This is a genomic window from Bradyrhizobium sp. ISRA436 (assembly GCF_029910015.1).
In the GTDB taxonomy this organism is placed as follows: Bacteria; Pseudomonadota; Alphaproteobacteria; order Rhizobiales; family Xanthobacteraceae; genus Bradyrhizobium.
Genome location: NZ_CP094519.1, coordinates 4861140 through 4881746, shown reverse-complemented (window position 1 = coordinate 4881746; position 20607 = coordinate 4861140). Strand labels below are relative to the sequence as shown.

Annotated in this window: 17 protein-coding genes; 7 read left to right on the top strand and 10 right to left on the bottom strand. The window is 60.1% G+C overall.

The genetic code is table 11. The features are described 5' to 3' along the window. Window positions 1-156 precede the first annotated feature (156 nt). On the top strand, window positions 157-1230 hold the full coding sequence (locus MTX23_RS22985) for a glycosyltransferase family 2 protein (protein ID WP_280972468.1): 1074 nt from the start codon (window positions 157-159) through the stop codon (window positions 1228-1230). Window positions 1231-1248: 18 nt separating this feature from the next. Here the strand turns inward: MTX23_RS22985 and MTX23_RS22980 are convergent, their stop codons facing one another. From MTX23_RS22980 to MTX23_RS22965, 4 genes are all read right to left on the bottom strand, one after another. Beyond that, the gene (locus tag MTX23_RS22980; RefSeq protein WP_280972467.1) at window positions 1249-2256 is read right to left on the bottom strand and encodes an acyltransferase; all 1008 of its coding nucleotides are present in this window, start codon (window positions 2254-2256) and stop codon (window positions 1249-1251) included. Window positions 2257-2570: 314 nt separating this feature from the next. Further along, complete coding sequence (locus tag MTX23_RS22975) at window positions 2571-3848, bottom strand: hypothetical protein (protein WP_280972466.1); 1278 nt, start codon at window positions 3846-3848, stop codon at window positions 2571-2573. A gap of 77 nt (window positions 3849-3925) precedes the next feature. Next, window positions 3926-5116 carry a glycosyltransferase gene (locus MTX23_RS22970; RefSeq protein WP_280972465.1) on the bottom strand — a complete coding sequence of 397 codons (1191 nt, stop codon included), beginning with the start codon at window positions 5114-5116 and terminating at the stop codon, window positions 3926-3928. A gap of 73 nt (window positions 5117-5189) precedes the next feature. Then, the gene (locus MTX23_RS22965; protein ID WP_280972464.1) at window positions 5190-5987 is read right to left on the bottom strand and encodes a glycosyltransferase family 25 protein; all 798 of its coding nucleotides are present in this window, start codon (window positions 5985-5987) and stop codon (window positions 5190-5192) included. A 287-nt stretch (window positions 5988-6274) separates the two neighbouring features. Here MTX23_RS22965 and MTX23_RS22960 point away from each other — a divergent pair, with 287 nt between their 5' ends. Beyond that, entirely contained in the window at window positions 6275-7654 is a 1380-nt protein-coding gene (locus tag MTX23_RS22960; protein ID WP_280972463.1) for a glycoside hydrolase family 16 protein, read from the top strand. Window positions 7655-7718: 64 nt separating this feature from the next. Here MTX23_RS22960 and MTX23_RS22955 read toward each other — a convergent pair whose 3' ends face one another. Beyond that, on the bottom strand, window positions 7719-8525 hold the full coding sequence (locus MTX23_RS22955; RefSeq protein WP_280972462.1) for a galactosyl transferase: 807 nt from the start codon (window positions 8523-8525) through the stop codon (window positions 7719-7721). A gap of 316 nt (window positions 8526-8841) precedes the next feature. Here MTX23_RS22955 and MTX23_RS22950 point away from each other — a divergent pair, with 316 nt between their 5' ends. From MTX23_RS22950 to MTX23_RS22930, 5 genes are all read left to right on the top strand, one after another. Next, entirely contained in the window at window positions 8842-9930 is a 1089-nt protein-coding gene (locus MTX23_RS22950; RefSeq protein ID WP_280972461.1) for an acyltransferase, read from the top strand. A 321-nt stretch (window positions 9931-10251) separates the two neighbouring features. Continuing rightward, entirely contained in the window at window positions 10252-11157 is a 906-nt protein-coding gene (locus tag MTX23_RS22945; protein ID WP_280972460.1) for a beta-1,6-N-acetylglucosaminyltransferase, read from the top strand. A 489-nt stretch (window positions 11158-11646) separates the two neighbouring features. Further along, window positions 11647-13098, top strand: coding sequence for a lipopolysaccharide biosynthesis protein (locus MTX23_RS22940; RefSeq protein ID WP_280972459.1), 1452 nt, complete (start codon window positions 11647-11649; stop codon window positions 13096-13098). A 2-nt stretch (window positions 13099-13100) separates the two neighbouring features. Beyond that, the gene (locus MTX23_RS22935; protein ID WP_348637574.1) at window positions 13101-14060 is read left to right on the top strand and encodes a glycosyltransferase family 2 protein; all 960 of its coding nucleotides are present in this window, start codon (window positions 13101-13103) and stop codon (window positions 14058-14060) included. Then, window positions 14057-14938, top strand: a complete 882-nt coding sequence (locus MTX23_RS22930) for a polysaccharide pyruvyl transferase family protein (protein WP_280972457.1) — start codon at window positions 14057-14059, stop codon at window positions 14936-14938. Before MTX23_RS22935 ends, MTX23_RS22930 begins: the two co-directional genes overlap by 4 nt. A 34-nt stretch (window positions 14939-14972) precedes the next feature. Here the strand turns inward: MTX23_RS22930 and MTX23_RS22925 are convergent, their stop codons facing one another. The 5 genes from MTX23_RS22925 to MTX23_RS22905 form a co-directional block, all read right to left on the bottom strand. Continuing rightward, window positions 14973-16307, bottom strand: a complete 1335-nt coding sequence (locus MTX23_RS22925) for a family 16 glycosylhydrolase (RefSeq protein WP_280972456.1) — start codon at window positions 16305-16307, stop codon at window positions 14973-14975. A 7-nt stretch (window positions 16308-16314) separates the two neighbouring features. After that, window positions 16315-17367, bottom strand: a complete 1053-nt coding sequence (locus tag MTX23_RS22920) for a glycosyltransferase family A protein (RefSeq protein WP_280972455.1) — start codon at window positions 17365-17367, stop codon at window positions 16315-16317. After that, entirely contained in the window at window positions 17354-18181 is an 828-nt protein-coding gene (locus MTX23_RS22915) for an FkbM family methyltransferase (RefSeq protein ID WP_280972454.1), read from the bottom strand. The genes MTX23_RS22920 and MTX23_RS22915 overlap by 14 nt, the downstream gene beginning before the upstream one ends. 124 nt (window positions 18182-18305) lie before the next feature. After that, window positions 18306-19298 carry an NAD-dependent epimerase/dehydratase family protein gene (locus MTX23_RS22910; protein ID WP_280972453.1) on the bottom strand — a complete coding sequence of 331 codons (993 nt, stop codon included), beginning with the start codon at window positions 19296-19298 and terminating at the stop codon, window positions 18306-18308. Beyond that, window positions 19298-20512, bottom strand: a complete 1215-nt coding sequence (locus MTX23_RS22905) for a glycosyltransferase family 4 protein (protein WP_280972452.1) — start codon at window positions 20510-20512, stop codon at window positions 19298-19300. The genes MTX23_RS22910 and MTX23_RS22905 overlap by 1 nt, the downstream gene beginning before the upstream one ends. Between the last annotated feature and the right edge of the window lie 95 nt (window positions 20513-20607).

Here is a 20607-nt window from a genome sequence, read left to right as displayed (position 1 = left end):
TCATGGCGAGTGAAAATGCGGCCACATATGCGGAAGCGATGACACGGTTTCGACGTTATCAAGAATGCAACGCATGCGGGTGCAGTGATAATCTGTTGTCACGCCGCACAAATACGAAATAAGGACTCGGCTTCGATTGCATGTGAGGAACCCGAAGTGACGAATGAACTCGTCCTGTCAGTCGTAATTCCCAATCACAATTACGCGGATTATGTAGGCACTGCGGTCAAGAGCGCGCTCGACATTCGCTGGCCGAATGTCGAGGTGATCGTCGTTGATGATGGATCGACGGACAATTCGCTCGAGGTGATCAAAGCCTATGCCGACAAGATCACCATCATCAGCCAGGTGAATGCCGGTCAGATGCCGTCTTGCGTCAACGGGTTCCGTCGCTGCACTGGCGACGTCGTGATATTTCTTGATTCCGACGATGCTCTTCATCCAGACATTATGACTGAAATTGCAGCAGCCTGGTCTGACGCGGCCAGCAAGTTCCAGTTTCAGATGCGGGTCGTCGATGCCAAGGGACACCCGACGGGCAGTATCCTGCCGCAATACTACTCGCATCCCACGCCTCGGGACATTCGCACCTGGGTTACGACGACCGGTGTCTATCCGACGCCTCCAGGATCGGGCAGCGCCTATCCGCGGTCGGTGGTGGAGCGAATCTTCAGTTTTGAATCTGATTTCATCGATCGCGCGCCCGATAGCTATTTGATCGCGGCGGCCCCCGTATATGGCGACGTCATCACGATCCCGAAGCCGCTGGTGGACTATCGCGTTCACGGGCTAAACCACGGCGCGCATCTGCATCTGGACGACAGCCGCTTCGCGCGCGAGGTGGACCTCACGCGTCGGCGTCACAAATTCTTCACGGAAGTGGCGAGCAGCGCGGGCATGTTGGTGGATGCTGGCGCGCTCAACAGGAATTTGCTGTTCCTGTGTCTGCGCGCGGCGTCGTACTCGTTGCGGCCGGACATTCATCCCATTGCGGGCGATAGCGCGATGCAGATTGCATCTGCCACTTTCAAGGCATTGGCGTTTCCGCAAGGCTTCTCACAGGCGCAGCGGACGTCGCTGTTCTTGTGGATGATCCTTGCATTGTTCGGCCCGCGCGGCTTGCGGCGCTCCGTGGTGAGCTGGCGCTATGTGCCGACGGCCCGGCCGCAATGGATGAGGCGAGCGCTCAGTCTGCTCCGCGTGGTGAAGAAAGCGCCAGCGGCTGCCTGATCCGAAACAAGGTATCATTCACTCCGCGAAATGCGGTTGCTGAACCCTGGGACGTGGCTTGAGAAACTCGGCGAAGGGACGCTCGACCAGCCGCCATGCGGCGACGCCGATCAAGGCCGAAAGCGCTAGGCTTGCAACGAAGAACGTCGCTGGATTGAAGTATGCCTTGAACTTTCCGATCGCGGAAATGGTGAGGGTATGCGTCAGGTAGATCGAGTATGAGGCATCGCCGAGCAGGGCAAGGACAGGAACAAGGCGGACGCTCCGGTTCTTTTCGATGATGACAACTCCAGCAACGACGAGGAACGCCGGAGTGCCCCACACCGCCACGCGCGGCGAGTCAATCGCGAGCCAGGCGGAGGCGGCAAACAGCAATAGACCGGCCGCCAGCGCGACATAACCCCAGCGGAGCCGCGGCAGGCGATCCTGCTCGAAGGCTCTTCCCAGCAAAATCCCCGCCGGGAACTCAAGCATGATCGGGTTGGTGTAGAAAATGATCGGCGGACTGTCGCCGGTGTAGAGGCGACCGACCAGGATCAGAACGAAGAGCGTCGCGGCCAGGAAGAGCAGCCGCCTGGTGTTCTCGAGGAAGAGTGCCAAGGCAAAAATGGCATAGAAGAACATCTCGCAGTTCAGGGTCCATCCCGGCACCACCACCGGCCAAATCTCGCCGTTGCTCGGAGATCGCATCGGAACAAAGAAGAGGGATGCGAGTGTGTGCGTGGTGCTGACGACGAGCCGCGGAAACAGCGCCGGAAAGACAAGTGCCGCGGCGACGAATGAAAGCGTCACGAACCAATACATCGGGACGATTCGGACGATGCGGTTTACAAAGAACTCCGCCGGCGTCTGCGTGCGGTATGCGCTCACGGTCCACATGACGAATCCGCTGACCACAAAGAATATGTCCACGCCGGCGCTGCCGATGACGAGCGTCCGGCCGTAGGTGAAGCCTTGCGCGTGAAAAGCGACGACCCCGAAGGCTGCAAATGCTCGCAAATATTGGATAGAGAGAAGCCTGGCCAATGCTGTCTCCCGTAGTGACTGTCACGGCCCGGGAGGCGTCCTTGACGGTTCCGCGCAACGACGTTGCATGCGCGGCCATCAGTCCTTCGCATGTCGGGCATCTGCGGTGCAAAGCGCGGCCGCCGGTTCTCTCGGCGTCCGGTTCATCCGCGGGAGCTTCCATCTTCCCGGCGGACTTCGTTGTCCGTGTGGACGCTATGCGGTGTTTTTGCGACGCGGTTCCGCTTGGGGCGCGATGATCAACTGGTTTCGCTTTGCGAGGAGCGCGTCGTGAGAAGCGCGCGCAACCGGCGCCACGTGACACTAGTGGAGGGTCAACCCGCTGGTGGTCTTGTGCGTTGGGGCGGTCGGCGTGCCGGGTTTCCGACCAATGTCAGCAACCAGACGATCAGCGCAAAGCTCGGCTTGAGCACGAGGCCGACACTGATCCAGCTGAACAGCAGAAAGTTGCAGATCTCGATGCGCAGCCGGCTCGAGTACAATCGTTGCACGAGAATGGCAAAGATCAGGACAAAGCCGAACAGGCCATACTCGTAAGTGAGCTTTGCCCAGGTCGGATCGTTGACCTCATAGTTCATGTGGTAGAGTTGGACGTCCCTGAGATAACTGCCCGCGCCATTGCCGAACCAGGTGGCGAGCAGGCCGTTGTCAAAGCTGTGTCCGATCATTTCCATCGGCGCGACGAAGCGCGCATAGGCGCTGGTATTCGGTGTTTGAAACTCCGAGAGGCGGTCGAACCACAGGTCCAGACCCGGAACGTCCAGACTGTAAAGCAGGTACAGCGCCAGGATCAGTCCGACGAGATAGACGATGAACAGCGGGATGCGAAAGACGGATCTCGGCAGCAAGAAACCGGCCGTGATCGCGAGCAGGCCGGTGCCGGATAGCGAACATAGCAATCCTGCCACGAGAATGCCCATGGTGCGCAGTCTCGCCCGCGACCCGACCTCGATGATGAGGGCTAGCGCAACGACGAGCGAAAGGTCAGCCGACTCGCGGAGGAAGAAGCCGTTTGCCTTGATGATGCCGCCGCCTTCGCGGACGAAGGTGTAGTGTCCGGCACCGCGAATGGCTTCGGGCAGGTTGAAGTAGATGTTGGTCAGTAGCGACGATTTGGTGGCGTTGACGAGCACGATCTGTACGATCGCAACGCCGGCGATGAAGGTTGCTGCCGAGACGTAGGCCGACAGGATGTATTCGTGGACTCCCTCCGGCTCCCCCTTCAACCGAATGGCGAACGGCGCATAGAGAACGAAGAGCAGCATCAGCGAGGTCCACGACGTCGACGATGTCGCGGTCACTGTCCCGAAACAGGCGAACACCAGCGCGACGACGAACAGCGCCAGAGACAGGAATCCGATCGAAGCGAAGCCGCTGATCAGCAGATATGCCGTCACGGCGGCATAGCAGATGAGGTCGGTCGACGCCGGGAAGGTGTTGATGTTGTAGGCAATCTGCGACAGGAACAGAACGGAGACGATCGATGCCCATACGGCATATCGTCCCGACTTGCTGAGTTCGGTGTCCGACGCCGCCAGCTGTGTATGCGCAGCTCCGGCCGGCGCCATGGGAACCTGAATCTCAAAAGTCATCGCGACGTTTTGCCCGGGTGGATCGTGGTCACGCTAGCACAGTTCGGCAATTTGTATCGATCGATCTACGGTTCCAGTCATGCCGCCGCCTCAACCTTCTTAATCAGGATGTCATGCATGCGCCTGGTTCCCTGCTCAAGCCCGAAGCGGTTCGACATCAGTTCGAACAGTGTGGCCTGGCTCCGGTTGAGCGCAGCTAGGTCGTCGATCCCGTCGATGATGGTTTGTGCCAGACCGTCCATGGTGTCGGCGAGATACATCGCCGACTGCTCCTCGGACGTGGTGCCGTCGACCGCCGCGCGAAGTCCGAATATGGGAAGTCGCGCGAAGGCGTAGTCCAACAGCTTCAGTTTGAACCCTCCGCCGAGCGTCTCCGCCACAAGCCCGCCACGCGACCTCGCAAGCACGCTCGAGAGATCGGCCACCGGACCATGGAACACCAGGTTCGGCCGTTCATGGGCGTAACGTGCCTTGATGTCCTCAGGAACGTTTCCGACCACATCCAGGGTGACGTTTCGGCTCTTCAGGGCCGGCAGCAGTGTGCTGACAATGTGTTCGAGATTGCGCTGCTTTGCGACCCATTCGAACGAGCCGAGCAGCAGGATGGACTTCGGTCGGGTCGCCTCGATGCGATCGCTCGGAGCGACCGCTCCGAGATAGATCGGCGGCACCACGAACGTGGTTTTGCCGGACCGCGCGAAATAAGCCGCGTCTGCGTCGGTTATGCAGAGAATGCTGTCGGCGGCGTCGACAATGCGTTGCTCCAGCCGCCGGTACTTCTCAGCATCCCAGCGCATGATTGAACGGCGCAGCGGGTTGGTGAAGTCCTTTGCGATCGCGGGCCTGATCTTCCCTTCGGCGTTGTGTGCGAGATAGCAGATCGAAGCCTGTTTCCGTCGCTGCAATACCATGGGGAGCAATGCGGCGGAGCGGGCGTGATCGAACACGATCCAGTCCCAGTGCTGATTCAGGAGCCCGGCGAGAGCCGTGCCGATCGAAGGCGGTGCGAGACTATAGGCGTCCCTCGGCAGTGACGTCAGCAGGCTCAGCATCCCGAGCTGTCGCGGCCACGGTGCCTCGGGAAAGACCGTGCGCGGCAAGCGGAGCAGGCGGTCTTCGACCGGCCCGTTCTCGCGTCGCGCGCCGACAACCGTCACGTCAGTCTGTCCGGTTCTCGACAGTGCCGTGAGTATCCCTGCGGAATAGAGCGCATCGCCGCTGAAGAGCGGCGAGGGGATGCGGCCGATGATCCAGAGAATCTTCTTCATCGCTCGATCTCGAAGGAACGCTCAGCAAAGAATATCGATGCCGACGCCGAAGGCACGCACGGGCTCATCGGGATCAGGCGGCGGACGGAGATTTCGCGCCGAGCAGGCGCCGCTTGACCAGCAGTCTTGCGACGTAAGCGATCCGCTTCGCGCCACGACCGGCGGAGGCAACCGCTCGACGCAGCCGTTTCACGGGCTGCAGTGGAGGCGCATCGAGATTGCGCAGCTCGATGCTGCTTTCGTAGGCCGCCTGACTGACGAGAAACGGTAGAGTCTCGGCAAAATCAATTCCGTGCCGATCGTAATAGACCAGCTTGTGGTCCAAAGGCCGGTCGGCGACCGAAAGCGCTCTGATCAGTTCTACTGCGCCCTTTCGGGTGACGGCATAGGCGGCAGATCCGAGCGCGGGCTTCAAGGGAACGACGAGCTGTGCCGCTTCGCCCTTGATCAGCGAAACACCTGATTTGGACGTGTGCGCATAGTGAATGCCTTCGAACTTCACGATGTCGCTCTTCATCAGAAAGCGCGGCAGGTCGCGCCGGTAGAATAGCTGAAAGCGTTCGTCGAAAGCCGCATCATCCTCGAAGATGATCGCCATCGGCAGACCCTTGCGCACGATGCGTTTCAGCGCGGCGATGTGCGAGAGGTAGCAGCCGATTTCTCCCGCCTTCATCGGGCGATTGGCTGGCGCAAACTGGAACTCGCGACGGATCACCCGGCGAATAAGCGTCATCCGGTTCTTGGCGTCGATCGCGGCGATTCGTTCATAGGGAACTCCGAGCCGCGTCAGCGAGCTCGAGATGTCCTGCCATCGCGCGATGTCGCGATCAAGATTGATGACGAAGGCTGGTATGGTCGCGTCGGTTCCCACGATGCTCTCACGTTTGATTTTACCGCTTGCACAGCACGAGTGATGCTGCCGCAAATTTCGTCATGCTCCGGACACAAATTCGGCAGCCCGATCACATCATCGACAAGCTTGATGTATTTTATCCGAGGCCACGTCTTCGTCCAATTCGTCGATGTGAATGGTCGATCGTTGGAGTGCGAGGCTAACCTGTCTTACCGGCGCAAGGCTGTCAACTTGACCGTCGCTCGTCGATCAAGACGTGAGCCTTGTCATCGAAATCGCACACGATCAGTCAGAAGGCTCGCTGAATGAACCTCACCGAGATTGCTAAGCGCGTTCTCCCGATACTGCTGTTGTTGACTGCGGCGCTGACAGCAACGTCGACGCCGGCGCGGTCGGCAGGATGGGAACTGGTGTTTTCGGACGAGTTCAACGGCGACAAGCTCGATCGTACCAAATGGGCCACGCGTTATCTTTATTCGAATGAGACAATGGACCACTTCAACGACGAGAACCAACGCTATCGCGACGGCCACGTCGTGGCGGACGGCGTTCTCAATCTGATTGCAAAGAAGATGCCCGGATCGCCCAACCTGTACGAATCCGCGATGATCCGCAGTCATCGAACGTTCTACTACGGGTATTATGAAGCGCGCGTGTTCCTGCCCAACGCCAAGGGAGTCTGGCCGGCGTTCTGGCTCGAGGCCGACTACGATATCGACGGCAAGACCTGGCATCCGCCGGAGATCGACATCTTCGAATTTGTCATCAATGGCGTCGAGGACAAGGCGAACTCGCTGCACTCAAATGTGGTGGCGCCCTTCGATCCGAAGCAATACACCTATGTCGACCGCTCGTTCGAGCTCAAATTCCAGAACATGTATGGAAGCGAGGATCTCAATCAGGGTTGGCACACCGCCGGATTCGTGTGGGCACCCGACAAGATCTCGCTGTTCTGGGATGGCAAGCTGATCTACACGCGTAACTACCAATGGCTGCGCAGCGACGGGAAGCTTGGACCGCCCGCGCATGTCGACCTCAACTTTGCCGTCGGCGGCAGCAAATGGGCGGGGCGGCACGGCATTGACGAGGCCGCGTTTCCGCAGGCCTTCAAGATCGATTATGTGCGCGTGTGTCAGTACACGACCTCGGAGCGCGGCGGCCGGCAATGTGGTCCGAGCCAGTTGACGCCGGATCCCAAGCAATTCGGCTATTCCGCGCCGCTTAACGACATGGCGAAGCCGGCGTTCCTGCCTGTCAGCAAGGCGGTCGCGGGCAAGCAGCCCAACGCGGGCGTCCTGGCGCTAAGCACCAGCGACAAGCTCAACGTCGAAATTCCGCTCAAGGTCCCGGCCGACTATCCGTCCAACCGGACGCTTCAGCTGACTGTTTACGACAAGGCGACCGGAGCCATCGTGTCGTCAGCCAATGCCAAACTTCAGGTCGAACCCGGCAAGAAGCGGGCCGACGGCTCGATCACCGCGATGGCCTCGCTGCCCGCCGTGGAGCGCCCCGGAAACTATATTCTGTTTGGCCGGCTGGCCTCCGAGGTGAACAACGGCAACGGAACAAAGCAGACGTTGTCGAGTCCTGTGACATGCAGCACGGAGGTCGTCCAGCCCCCAAAGGCGACGGTGTGCAAGCTATTAAACCTGGATGTGCAGGCGTCGCAGTCACAATCGCATTGATGCTGCGGGCTGACCGTGCTGTCGTCGTTCATGCCAACCGACATACGGTGGCGTGGGGTGCTCGTTATGCCCGCTCGGCTCCGAAGAACTCGCGCCGCAGCTTCGGTGTCAGGAGTCTGAGCGATAGTGCGGTCCTGATGAAGCGGAGCGGATTGGCCAGCGTTGCTTTCTTGAAGAAGGTGGCGAGCAGCCCGGCGGAATTGCTGTGGGCTCCCGGATGTCCGACCCGATAGATCGCGCCGAAGAATGGGAGCACCTTGAGCGGGGTTCCCGCTGCGGCCAACTCTTGGGCAACGGCGATATGGCTGCCAAGCATACGCTTCAGGTAGTCGTTCGCATCGTTTCCTTTGAGCCTCTCCAAATCATACAGCCGGGCGTTGATGATATGGGAGGTGCCGCAAAGCATGAAGAACTTTGAAATGGCTCCGAGCAACAGGTTGCCCTCACTCCACATGTAGCCGCGGTCGATATACCAGCCATTCTCGTCGGGATGCCGGGCGACGTAGTCGGCGAGCCGGGAACTGACGAAATCGTCATCGTCGACAATCATAAAGAAGCTAGCATTCCGCGCGGCCAGCATTCCTGCGCGCACGCGGCGTCCCTTATCGATGCGGAAGAAATCGCGGAAGACCTCGACATCGTCTGCGGCACCACGTTCATGCTTCGGGTTCGGCGCAAAATCGACGCGTTCGACTGAAAAGCCTTTCGGCAGGGCAGGCAGGTCCGCACCGTTGTTCGCCACAATGATGGCTTGCCAGCGGTCACTATTCTGACCCGAGATCGATGTTATGGTTTGTGCCAGCCGCGCTTTGAGAGCGTCCCAGTTCTTGGAATTTGCCGGATGGCGCACTGGTATGATGAAGGTCAACATGAATTGTCTCGCATGGACGGCGTGGGCTCTGATGCTGCGCATCGCGCGATGGCTCGGCCAAGGTAGCATGCCCCGTTGGCCCGGCAGATGCATAGCACCAAGTTCGCATGAACTCTCAGCGAGAGGTTTGTGGCAAAGCTGTGAAGCGCGGTGCCTCTTGGGTGTGCAGCAGCTCGTTATGCGACCGTGACGCGCCCTAACTCTCTTTCGGAACAATCCGCTATCTGCTGATCGGTTCAGCGCAATTTTCCTCTCCTTGATGTGACGGCTGATGACACCTGGAACGGCGCTGGATCAACGATCTTCTAAGCAGCTCTTGACCATCCAGTATCTGCGCGGCGTCGCGTCCGTGATGGTGGTCCTGCACCACATCAGGAATCCCTGGCCGAATCTGTACAACCCGCTCGAGAAATTCGCGATGGGCGAGGCGGGGGTCGATATCTTTTTCATCATCAGCGGTGTGGTGATGTACGTTTCGTCGCGGGTTGAATCGCCTGCGGTGTTCGCCGGCTTGCGGCTCATTCGGGTCGCGCCGCTGTACTGGATCCTGACGCTGTGTGCGGCGAGCCTGCTGTTGTTGTCTGGAGGGGCCAAGCCCGGCTTCGCGCTCGTGAACGACGTGATGCTTTCCGCGATGTTCGTGCCGCACCACAGCTCGATCTTTCCCGGCACGATCTGGCCGGTGCTGAATCCAGGCTGGACGCTCTATTTCGAAATGTTCTTCTACCTGATCTTTGCGATCGGCCTGTTGTTTCGCAAACCGCTGCTGATCTCGCTTTGCCTGATCTCGCTGCTCGTTGCGTTCGGGCTCTTTGTCTCGACCGATGAATCGATCTTCCACAGCTACACGCACCCGCTCTTGATGTATACGCACCCCCTTATGCTGGAGTTCGCGGGCGGCATCGTGTTGGGATGGTTGTTCCTGAGCGGGATGACGCTCAACGTCTGGTTGCTCTTGCCTATGGGATTTGTGGCGCTCTTCGCGGTGCACGCCTTGCAGCTTCCGCATTTGTTCCTGTTGAACGGATTGTGTGCAGCATTGATCATGGTCGGTGCGGTTGCGGCTGAACGATCATTCAAGATGCGCGACATGGGTTGGCTGCGATTGCTTGGGGATGCGAGCTATTCGATCTATCTGACGCACGCGTTGACGCTCTTCGTATTTCGCCGCTTGTTTCTTCGGCTGCCATTGGAAGGCCCGCTGCAGTTTGCGTCATTCGCAATTCTTGCCGCGACAGTCTCGCTGCTGGTGGGATTTGTGGTCTACTTCAAGGTCGAGCGTCCGATGACGCGTTGGCTGCGTTCGCAGTTTCTTACGGTCTTCGCGGTCGCGCGCGGCGGGACAGGCCGGCGATTGCCGGAGTCTGGTTCGTCGGTTTCAATGGTCCAGCCGTTGGGCGAGTAGCACGCGAACAACCTTGTCTACTCACTGAAGAAAGGCCGCAATTGTAATGGAGCCTGGCTCTTTTGCCGAACTGACCACGTCACGCATGCGCATGGTGCAGAGGCGGTCTGCGATCAGCGGCCCTCGACGTGGACTGCGGGATCCCTATGGACGTCGTAGCGTTAAGCGTGAGCTTCGCTTGAGGCGCTATAGCGAGACCAGGTTGGGGAGGCGGCAACTCTCATCATGATTTCTCGGGCTTGGCTCGCGAGCATTCTGACTTCGTGACTGAACCCAGCGCTCCTCTGCGCGATCGTGTGACCATATCGGGACGACCTAGAGATGAATGTCGCCTATCTCATTCTTGCCCACAGGCAGCCGGAGCAGCTTGCTCGGCTGGTTTGTGAACTGCAGTCTCCATCCACGGAGATATTTGTGCACATCGATGCCCATGCGGACATCGATCCGTTCCGACGAGCGGTCGGTTCCCGTGCACATTTCATGACGAATCGGATTCCTATTCACTGGGGCGACTATTCGTTGGTCAGGGCGGCCCTTGTGCTCATGGATGAGGCGTTGGTGTCGCCGCGCCGCCATGATTACCTGGTGTTGATCAGCGGGACGGATTATCCGCTCCGCTCAGTGGCCGAGATCGAGGATTTCTTTCGTGAGAACAGCGGCATTGAATTCATCGATTCGGTAGCGATGCCGTCCGAGGCTGCCGCGAAGCCGCTAGCGCGCCTGACACACTACAAAGGCCGTCCCGGACCGGTTGGCTGGTGGGTCGGCAAGGGCCGCAGGTTGCTCGGGGGGCTCGGCCTGGTGCCGATGGCGCGCGATTACAAGAAGTGGTTCGGCGAACTCGTCCCTCACGCCGGTAACCAGTGGTGGGCGCTGACGCGCGGCGCGTGCGCCTACATCCAGAAGTTCGCTGCGGATCATCCGCAGTTCATGAAGTTCTATGAGAACACCCATGTGCCGGATGAGATGGTGTTTCAGACCATCCTCGCGAACTCGCCGTTTCGTTCGAATATGCGGCGCAGCATCACCTATTCGGACTGGAGCGGGGGCGGAGCAAATCCGTCGGAGATCGGCGAGCGTCACATCGCGATGTTCCGTGCCAATCCGCGCATGAAGATCGATGGCATCTACGGCTCCGGCGAACTGTTGTTTTGTCGCAAGGTCACCGACGCCGCCGTCTCCGATCAACTTGCAGTCATGATCCGGCAACGCAACGCGCGTATGTGACACGTTCCCGTCGCATTGCTTGCATTTGATGGTCGGGAAACCCTCGTGCGGCCATGATTTGCCGGAAGCTGATCATGGCGCGTGCGGCGTCCTTGGCTACAATTTGGTCGCATTTCGGAGCTGGTTGAGAGCTGATATGTGAATCGTACCGAAATCGCGAAGAGCCCGGCGTGCCTCTTGCACGTGCAGGGCTGGTAGCTTGCCAGTGGTTTCCTCGACGGATTGGCGATGGACGGGTGACGCGGCCCGCGCCGGGCGCATCTTCGACTGATCTTCTGTGCGGGACCATCTGATGCAAATTGGGTTGCATGAACGTCAGAGACTGCCTGGAGGACAACAGGCTGTGCGTGAGCTGGTCTTCGCACGGTTCCATACATTCACTGTTTCCGACGCTTATCGCGTCGGAAACATCACGGGCTGGGAAGAATACTTCAAATGATAGGCATGGAGCCTGGCAACCGTACACACGCCGTTCGCGCGATCCGGGGCGTGTTCTGGTCGAGCGTCAATTCGGTCATACCCTCGCTCGCCGGCTTTCTCGTTTTCCTGGTGACGTCGCGCTATCTCGGTCCCGCCGAGTTTGGCGTGGTCGCCCTTGCCGGAAGTCTGGTTGCGTTACTCGCGGTGTTGTTGCCGTCCGGTTTTGCCGAGGCGATCGTTCAGAGGTCGTCCGTGGACGAAATTCATCTCGACTCGACGTTCTGGGCGGCGTCGATCTGCGCGCTCGTCGCGTACGCCGTGCTTGTGATCTGCAGTGGACCGTTCAGTCGAATGCTCGGCTCGGAATGGGTAGCCGTACTGCTGCCCGTCGCCGGGCTCAGATTGTTCGCGGATGCCGCCGGTATCGTTCCGCAGGCCATCATTACGCGAAGAATGTCCTTTGAATTGATTGCCGGTCGGACATTGCTCGCCACGGTGGTGTCGGCAGCGCTGACCGTACTCCTTCTCGTGGCCGGCTACGGTGTTTGGGCGCTCCTCATCGCGCAACTGTCCTCATCCGTCACCGCGACGGTGGCCGCGATGTGGGGCGCAGGGTGGCGGCCGAAATTCCGAATCAGCTTGGATGCGCTCAAATCGCTCGCGCATTACGGCGCATTTTCGTCGGGAACTCGCGCGATGCAGGCGCTGACGACGCAGGCGGATCCGGCGATCGTCGGACTCTATCTGGGGCCGCATCAAGCGGGCATCTACGCGTTTTCCCGGAACCTGTTCCAGATGATCCTTAACGTCCTCGCGACGCCGATCGGCGCAGTGGCTCATCCGATGTTCTCGTCGATCCAGGAAAACGTCGATCGGGTCAGGAAGGGGTTCCTGCTTGCGACATTTCTGTCTTCGGCGTTGTCGTTTCCGGTCTTCATCGGGTTTGCCATGGTGGCGGATCTCGCGGTGCCCGTCGTATTCGGATCGCGCTGGGTCGATACGGTCGATCCGATCCGGCTGTATTGCGGTCTGGGCTTGATGGCCTGCATAGGTGTGATTCAGGGCAGCCTCATCAACAGCCGCGGGCACGCGCATTGGTGGTTTTATTACCAGCTTGCCGCCGGAATCGTCACGCTGGGCATCCTGGTGCTGATGTCGAGGTTCGGCGTGACCACGCCGCTGGCTGCCGTCCTGATCGCGACCATCGCCCGATGGCCGTTTGCCGTGATCAAGACCTCGCGGCTCCTGTCGGAGCCGGTGTCGGAGTATCTACGGGTCTTCGTCGGTCCGGCCGGCTCCAGCGCGATCATGGTCGCGGTCATTGCCGCCACACGACATGTTCTTCCAGAGCTTCCGCCAGTCGTTGCGCTGACTATCAGCATTGCTGTTGGAGCGGTGTCATATCTTGCGACGATGCTGGTGATCGCCAGGGATCAGACCATGGATGTCGCGAGGCTGCTCGCTGGATCGATCGGGTCGAAGTCGCAGCGGCATCAAGGAGTGGCGTCTACGCCTGGTTGAACATGTCGGTTGCGCTACCTGACTCAATGACCGTAATGTTGGCCGACGTTCACTGCGTCAGATGTCATCGGTTCTCGAACCTGATCAAGGCCCGAGCAAATAGAATGCACGAAGTTGCACTAACGTTGGTCCTGTGCTCTCGAAATGGAATGAGGACCGTCGGAAAATGTCTGGATCATATCCGGTCGATGGACGGCGCTGATGCTATCGAGGTTGTGCTCGTCGACAATGGTTCGACGGATGGCACCTTCGCGGCCATGCAGGAGTTCTGCACGGCTAACCCAACTCTGTGGCGCGCCATCCTGGAGACCAAGCCGGGCAATTCGGCCGGTCGAAATACCGGAGTTGCGGCGTCTTCCGGCGAAGTCATCCTCTTCATCGACGATGATTGCTACCCTGATCGCGGTTTTGCATCGGCCTGGAGAACGGTATTCGCGCAAGATCCCGGATTGGGCTTTGGTTCGGGAAGAATCCTGCCGTATGACGCACAGCAGTCGCCGCTTGGCTGCAACACCAGCACCACAACACAGATTCTATCCTCGTCCACCTTTGTTCAGCGAGGATTCGTCCAGGGGTCCAACATGGCATTCAGGCGTCAGTGTTTGACCGATGCCGGCATGTTCGACAGCCGCTTTGGGGCCGGCACGCCGTTTGCCGGCGAGGAATGGGAAGTTGCCGTCAGAGCGTCATATGCCGGCTGGACGGGCGGGTATTTCCCGGAGCCAAGCGTGGCCCACGATCACGGCCGCTTTGACGACGAGGCGTTCGTTCGCGGGCACTATTACGACATCGGCGCCGGCGCGGTGTACGCCAAGCACCTTTTGACGGCGCATGCGCCTGCGACCGTCGTGGAGATCGCGCGGGACATCCGCAGACAGATCAGGAAGCGCGCCGCCGTGGGGCCGCTATTCGGAGGGGCCGTGCAATATTACTCGACCATGCTGCGTCAGGCGCGATCATGAAACTCTACTTCTATCGGAGCACCGCACCGAACTTCGGCGACGATCTGAACAATGTGCTCATGCCGAAGGTCTTCCCGGGCTTCTTTGATGAAGACGATCTGACCCTGTTCCTCGCGATTGGGTCGGTCCTGTTCGACCATCATCCGCAGCAGGCCATGAAAGTGGTGTTTGGGTCGGGATTCGGGCAGTACACCGCGGCACCTCGGCTCGACGAGCGATGGAAGGTCTATTGCGTGCGTGGGCCGTTGACGGCGCAAGCGCTTGGACTCGACGAGCGGCTGGTCGCGGCCGATGCTGCTGTGCTGGTCAATCGTCACTTGAGGAAAGAGGTCCCGAAGCGCTTCAAGGTCAGCTACATCCCGCATTGGCAGAGCCTGTTGAACGGCAACTGGCCCAGGGCCTGTGAATTGGCGGACGTCGAACTGATCGATCCGCGTTGGCCGGTCGATCGGGTTCTCGAGATGATCCAGGCCTCGAGCACGGTCATTACCGAGGCGATGCACGGCGCCATCGTGGCGGATGCGCTACGGGTGCCCTGGGTGCCGGTGCTTCCGTTCCACCGATCGCATCGATTCAAATGGTCGGATTGGGCGGGCGCCCTCAGGATCGATCTCAGACCCTACCCGACCTTTCCTGCGACGTTGCACGACCTCTGGGTTTCCAAGACGGGCAGGGATGGCAACTGGATGTCCAGCAAGAACCGGCTGATTCAACTGGCCGTCGGAGCAGCCAACGACACGCTGCCCTATGCCGCCGCGCGCGGATTGCGGCGGCTGAGCGAGATGGAGCCGGTGCTCAGTTCCGATATCGCGCTCGCGAGGGCTGTCTCGAAGCTTGAGGAAGCCGCGGATCAGATTCGGCGCGATTTTCATCGTTGAGCGAGAGGCGCGCGCGTCTTCGTCTCGACAAGCTTCAGAACTGGATGACCTTGACGCCGGCGATATGCATTCTGGCGGGAAAAGCGCTGGGATCGCTCGGCTCGCCCGCCGGACCGCCGATGGCAACGTCCATCAGCATGTACCAGGGCCCTGCGCCGACCAGGTTCGGCATGGCGCAATAGGGCTTGTCGTTTAGGTAGTAGACGATCTGTTGCTTCCCGATCAGGCAGCCGAAGCGGTTGAACCGGGAGAACAGGTTGGCGCCTTCTTCGACCAGGCCGAGCGGCATCGCCGTGCCGCGGGCGTCGGGTCCTTTCTCGCCCTTCCAGTGAATGCTGGAGAAGATGACGTCTTCCCGATACTGCGGCGATGCGGTGATGTAGGCCTCGAGGACATCGATTTCCGGCGGCCAGCCGGGGGCGACAGGCAGCAACCACAGCCCCGGCCAGCTGCCTGCGACCTTCATCAGTCTGACATTGAACTCGACGTAACTGTTGAGGGTGATGCGGTTGAACAGGGTCCGCGATGTCACCATGGCGGCGGAAAACCGGAACGGCGTTTCTTTCCGCCAGCCCGGCGCCAGTTTGCCGCGCTGCCCATCCGATAGCCCCTCTTGGTGATACTCGGCCTGGATGAAGCGGCAGCCCGTTGCCGGGTCTATTCCCCACACCGTCGTTTCCGGATTGAGCGCCGGGTCGGCATAGTAACCCAATTCCTTGTTGCCCTCCTGGCGGCGTCCGGTGACAAGACGACTTTGCCAGCACGGCGTGCCGCTGGGCGTAAACCCGTTGTCGCTGGCGAAATCGCGATCGAGCAGACGATCCGAAAATATCACCGAGCCGTGCGAAGGCAGCGGCGGCAGCGGGACGTCGTCATTGGCATAGGAGGCCACGATCGGGGGCTGCTCGCTCCATTTCACCTCACCGGTGGTGTGCGCGTGACCGAACAGCGGATATCCGAAGTCCGATATCTGCAAGACAATTGACTTGCCTGCCGCAAGCGGCCGCACAAGGCGGATCTTCACCAGTTTGACCTGGTCGCCGGGCTGAAAGATCAGGAAGCCGCGAGCCGTGACGAAGTCGGCGCCGGCGGTCGCCGCGCCGGGCAGCACGCCGACCGTTCCGTTTCCATTGAGCGTCTCGTATTCCAGCACGATCGTGCACGCGGTCGGCGCGTTGAGCTTGACGGGCACTTCCGCCCAGAGCTCGGTGGATCGCACCGTCGTATCCACCACGGTGATGGTGGCGTCGCCGAATGACAATGCTCCGTTCGCCGCCGCCTGTGCGTCGAAGACCGCGAGCGGGCCGACGGTCGTCAACACAAGTCCGACCGAGCCCTTGAGCAGCGTTCTTCGCGTCGCATGCCTCATCTCCGCGTCACCGGCTCCTTGTCTCCCAAAGGCGACGCCCGGACGAGAAGCCGAAGGACACGACGGACTGTACGGCCAGCGCGGCCAGACCCAGCGGGACGGCCAGCGCAAGCGCCCCAAATCTCCGTTTGGCGATCGCGTATTGGCCTGCCGTGTGCAGCTCGGTTCGCAGCGTACGAAGCCCTTGCCAGTCGCGCCGGCGCCAGGTCGAGCTGAGCCAGCGCAGGATGAAGGTCGCTCGGGTATCGGGCCGCAGGATGTACTTGGCGTAAAAGCTGCCGCGGCCGCGATCATACGAATTGAGCAGCGCCGGCACGTCGGCGTCGACGCGGCCATGATCGTGCCGCACGGTCGGGCGGGGGTCGTAACAGGCGTCGAATCCCGCCCACAGCACTGCGGTCACCGCATCAATGTCCTCGCAGGGAAAGCGCGTGCCAGCGCCAAAGTCGGGGTCTATGCCGCCGATCGCCAGCAGGGCCTCGCGCCGAAACGCGAGATTTGCGCCCTGTAGCGTGCCGGCTCTGACAAAGGTCCGTTTCGGATAGACGCGCGGTGCCTCGCTTTCCTCGATCGTGATCCTGGCGTGGTTCGGGTTGTAGAGAAGGATGCGGCCTCCGATCACGCCTGCGCCGGGATGATCGGCAAACGCCGCGAGGATCGCATCGACATAGTCGGGCGAAGGATAGCAGTCGTCGTCAGTGAAGGCGACGATCCTGCCGCGGGCATTTTCCCAGCCGAGATTACGGGCAGCGCCGAGACCGATCCGCTCGCAGCGGATGTATCTTGAAGCCGGGTCGTTGACGAAAGCGCGCTGAAGCACGGCCGTTGTATCGTCGGTCGAGGCGTTGTCGACCCAGATCACCTCGTAAGCGTGATCGGTACGCAACGCCCGCATCGCGCCCAGCGTCCCCGACAGGCGGCTCGCACGATTGCGCGTGCAGATGACGATCGATACGTCGATCTCTCTGGTTGGATCAGAATCACGATCAGGTCCTGCGCGCGTCGCCAGGCGGGGAGGGGGAGCGCGATTTTGTCGGGAGCGTCGTCTACAGGCCGGCATGGGTATCGTACCATCCGGGCAACGAGCCGCGTTGACCCGTGCAGAGCTTGTAGACCGCCTTGAACGGCAACGCTAAAATGGGAAATTTGGCCAACAGGGAGTCGTCGCCAAAGTACCGATAGTCTCGGAATATCGATCGGTAGAGGCGTACGATGCCGTCAAAGTCCAGCCATTGACTCCCGAGATCTTCGCCGAACGGACCGGACGCGCCGCTCTCGAAAACATGTGCGACCTTCGAGCCGTCAAGCGCCTTGGTGTCGACCCGTGATCCCGGAATTCGCTGCTGCTGCACCGCCTTGAACTTCCGGTAGCCAAGATCGCGCAAGAGGCCGAGCTGGGCCTCGACCTCATCAAAGTCGATCTTGTCGGATTCGACCGAAATGTATTGCGGGCGGTTGGGCTGCTGCTTCAACCCTTCCAACACCAGCTGATCGGCTCCCTCGACGTCGATTTTGAGGAAATAGGGCACGCCGCAGGAGCGGTAGACGTCGACAACGTCGATGCGCGGCAACACGATGCATTCGCTCTTGTGGCCCAATTTCTTGGTGCGCTCGGCCCTGTCCTTGTTGATGGTGGAGAGGACGGAGTCCGAATTCTTGTAGAATGTGATGGTGGGTCCATCGGACTCCGGTGCGATTGCGCCCTCGATGATCCGCAACTGCCCGGTCGCGACTTCGTTGCGAAATCGCGTCCGGCAGTGTTGCACGAGCTCCGGGTTGGCCTCAATCCCAAGAACCTTGAAGCCTTTCTTGAGATAAAAGGCCGCATCCTCGCCCTTGTGCAGGCCAACGTCGTAGATCAAGTCTGCAATCATTGCGAAGCTCCCACCGGTTACCCTATCGAGCCTTCCAAATGGTCGTGCAAATGATCGTGCCGGTCATAGCCTGGTCTGCGCGAATGTTCCTCGTCTCGTGAGCCCCGGCCGGTTGGGCCGCCCGTCAGGCGGCGGCCCTGGTATTGCTGCGGATCTGGCGTTCGATCCATTCATAGGTCTTCTCGAGACCGGAGCGGAGTGTCGCGGACGGCTTCCAACCGAGCTTCTGGCCAATCAGGCGGTTGTCCGAGTTGCGGCCGCGCACGCCGAGCGGACCCGGAATGTGTTTCTTGATCACCTTCTTGCCGGCGATGTCGGATACGAGATCGACGAGCTGGTTGATTGTGACCATCTCCTCCGACCCGACATTGACCGGACCTTCGAAGTCCGACCGGGTCAGGCGAATGGTGCCTTCCAGGCACTCATCGATATAGAGGAATGAGCGTGTCTGCGTGCCGTCGCCCCAAATCTCGACCTCGCCATGATTGGAAGCCTGGGCCACCTTGCGGCACACCGCGGCGGGCGCCTTCTCCTTGCCACCTTCCCAGGTGCCCTCGGGCCCGAAGATGTTGTGATAGCGCGCGACGCGGTTCCGCATTCCGTAGTTGCGGTTGTAGGCGAGATATAATCTCTCCGAAAACAGCTTTTCCCAGCCGTATTCGCTGTCGGGCGCCGCCGGATAGGCCGAATCTTCCGCGCAGTTCGGATTGTCCGGGTCCTTCTGGTTATGCTCCGGATACATGCAGGCCGACGACGAATAGAACATGCCGCGCACATTGCGCTTCTGGCAGGCATCAAGCATGTTGAGGTTGATGGTCGCCGAATTATGCATCACGTCGGCATCATGTTCGCCGGTGAAGATGTAGCCGGCGCCGCCCATGTCGGCGGCGAGCTGATACACCTCGTCGAACTTGCGGTCGGTGATCTGCCTGCAGAAATTCTGGTCGCGAAGATCGCCAACCACGAAATCATCGGCTTCGGTCTCCGCGAATGGCGGAAATTTCAGGTCGACACCACGCACCCAGAAGCCCTCGCGCTTAAGCCGCTTGACCAGGTGCCCGCCAATGAAGCCACCCGCGCCGCAGACCAGTGCGGTGGACATGCTCTTTGTCGCCATTAGATTTTCCTTTCCGCAGTTTTCGAACCGATTGCATAGTCAAATACTGTCTCAAATCGGTCGGTCACCGATTTGATGTCGTAGTTTTCGAGCGCAAATGACCTCGCTTTGGCGGCTGCATTTGTTCTCAAGGCTTCGTCGTCGAGAAGCCGCAGCGCAGCCTTGAGGAAGGCCGCCTGATCGACGGGATCAACGACTAATCCGGCGCCATTGCGGCGAACCAGATCAGAAGCGAGATTTTCCTTCGGCGCTGCAAGCAGCACAGGACGCCCGGCGCAGAAATAGGATTGCACCTTTGAAGGTACCGAGAATATTCCCGCCTCCGGTTCGATCGTCGCAACGGCGACATCGGAGGTAGCGAGCACCATCGGGAGATCCGCGAAGGGCTGCAGCGGCAGCAGGATGAGATTGTCCAGCCCGAGCTCGGCCTTGGCCTGCTCGAGATGCGTGACGCCAACGCCCTGGCTGACGGTCACCACATTGGCACGTCCTTTCACCATCTTGGCGAGCTGCACCAACAGGTCGGGATTGTGCTTCAGCCCGAGCGTGCCCGAATAGAGAAAGTTGAACGAGTTGTGCAGCCGGTGACGGCGAGCCCACGCGTTGTCCTTGGGGCGAGGAACAATATCATTCAGCGCACCCCAGTTCTCGATCACAAAAACGTTGTCTTCAGTGCCGGTCCACTTGCTCGCGAGCGGCGAGAAGGCGTTCGTGATGACGACGACCGCATCGGAGCTCTGAAACTGACGCCGCTCGAGAAACCGATAGTAGGCCCCGACCATAGCGCCGGGCGGCCCCAGCTTCTTGCGTAATAGCTGCGACACCGCAACGCTGTAGAAGTCCTGAACCCAGAATACGAACTTGGTGCCGGTCTGCTTGCATGCGTTGACGATGGCCGATTGGGCTTCCGTTGGTGTATTGCCGGAGATCACGATGTCCGGCTTGTCCGAATGCACCAATTTCGCAACTGCCTTGCCGTAGGCGACGTCGTCAAATCGGCGGCGCACGAAGGACGACTTGTCGTAGGGACGCGACAGCTTGACACCGGTAAAGGAGAGGTGAGCGGGATCGGCGGACGATCTCTCTAGTTTGCCCTTTGGGCCGAGATCGCCGTGGAAGTAGGCGTGGCTGACTTCATGTCCCCGGACCGCCAATTCGCGGCTGAGATCGACCTGGAACGGGTGTCCTGCGTAGTCGTGCACGAAGATCTTCACAACCGCACCGCCAATCCCGCGACCGGCGCGCGACCGTCGCGAAAATTCTCCCGAGAGATCGTTCGAGGTCCATCAGTGGGTCGGAGCTGTCTGTC